This window comes from Fictibacillus sp. 23RED33 (assembly GCF_015903925.1).
Lineage (GTDB): Bacteria > Bacillota > Bacilli > Bacillales > Fictibacillaceae > Fictibacillus > Fictibacillus phosphorivorans.
This window is the reverse complement of record NZ_JACZDX010000024.1, coordinates 1-1,131: the sequence shown is the minus strand read 5'-3', so window position 1 is coordinate 1,131 and position 1,131 is coordinate 1. Positions and strand designations below refer to the sequence as shown.

Annotated in this window: 9 tRNA genes and 1 rRNA gene; all 10 read right to left on the bottom strand. The window is 47.5% G+C overall.

Annotation, left to right across the window (positions count from 1 at the left end):
* Positions 1 to 44: 44 nt before the first annotated feature.
* A tRNA-Ala gene (locus tag IHV09_RS22245) sits at positions 45 to 120 on the bottom strand.
* 20 nt (positions 121 to 140) lie between these two features.
* Positions 141 to 217 (bottom strand) — tRNA-Pro (locus IHV09_RS22240).
* Positions 218 to 226: 9 nt separating this feature from the next.
* Positions 227 to 303: transfer RNA gene (locus tag IHV09_RS22235), tRNA-Arg, on the bottom strand.
* Between the two features lie 7 nt (positions 304 to 310).
* Positions 311 to 399, bottom strand: a tRNA-Leu gene (locus tag IHV09_RS22230).
* Positions 400 to 419: 20 nt separating this feature from the next.
* Positions 420 to 494, bottom strand: a tRNA-Gly gene (locus tag IHV09_RS22225).
* 27 nt (positions 495 to 521) lie between these two features.
* Positions 522 to 605 (bottom strand) — tRNA-Leu (locus IHV09_RS22220).
* A gap of 9 nt (positions 606 to 614) precedes the next feature.
* A tRNA-Lys gene (locus IHV09_RS22215) sits at positions 615 to 690 on the bottom strand.
* Positions 691 to 698: 8 nt separating this feature from the next.
* Positions 699 to 774, bottom strand: a tRNA-Thr gene (locus tag IHV09_RS22210).
* A gap of 12 nt (positions 775 to 786) precedes the next feature.
* Positions 787 to 862, bottom strand: a tRNA-Val gene (locus IHV09_RS22205).
* 12 nt (positions 863 to 874) lie between these two features.
* Positions 875 to 990: ribosomal RNA gene (rrf, locus tag IHV09_RS22200) — 5S ribosomal RNA — on the bottom strand.
* Positions 991 to 1,131 lie beyond the last annotated feature (141 nt).

Genomic DNA, 1,131 nt, shown 5'->3' with positions numbered 1-1,131 from the left:
TTTTTGCAATAAAAAAGAAAATGTCAGAAACATTTTCTGAAAAATGGTGGAGCTTAGCGGGATCGAACCGCTGACCTCCTGCGTGCAAGGCAGGCGCTCTCCCAGCTGAGCTAAAGCCCCAAATAACATATTTGTTATAATGGTCGGGAAGACAGGATTTGAACCTGCGACCCCCTGGTCCCAAACCAGGTGCTCTACCAAGCTGAGCCACTTCCCGTAAAAAACATGGCGCGCCCTGAGAGATTCGAACTCCCGACCTTTTGATTCGTAGTCAAACACTCTATCCAGCTGAGCTAAGGGCGCATGTATGTGGTGCCGAGGACCGGAATCGAACCGGTACGGTAGTCACCTACCGCAGGATTTTAAGTCCTGTGCGTCTGCCAGTTCCGCCACCCCGGCACATACAATAACAATAACTTTGGAGCGGAAGACGGGATTCGAACCCGCGACCCCAACCTTGGCAAGGTTGTATTCTACCACTGAACTACTTCCGCAAACTTATTTAATTATCAAATGGAAATTGGTGCGGGTGAAGGGACTCGAACCCCCACGTCAAAGACACTAGATCCTAAGTCTAGCGCGTCTGCCAATTCCGCCACACCCGCGTGTATAAATGGTGAGCCATGAAGGATTCGAACCTTCGACCCTCTGATTAAAAGTCAGATGCTCTACCAACTGAGCTAATGGCTCGTGCAAAATGGTGCCGGCTAGAGGACTTGAACCCCCAACCTACTGATTACAAGTCAGTTGCTCTACCAATTGAGCTAAACCGGCAAGTAAGAAAAATGGTGGAGGATGACGGGTTCGAACCGCCGACCCCCTGCTTGTAAGGCAGGTGCTCTCCCAGCTGAGCTAATCCTCCATTTTATATCTAGCCTAGCGACGTCCTACTCTAACAGGGGGAAACCCCCAACTACCATCGGCGCTAAAGAGCTTAACTTCCGTGTTCGGTATGGGAACGGGTGTGACCTCTTTGCCATCATCACTAGACCAGATTAGCGAGTTATTTTTTATCTCGACAAGATAAAATTATACTCTATGTAATTCTTAAAAGCAAGAGATTTTTTAAATGATTTTCATCATTTTTTTATGTTCTCTCAAAACTAGATACGACGTTTCCAAACGTTATGC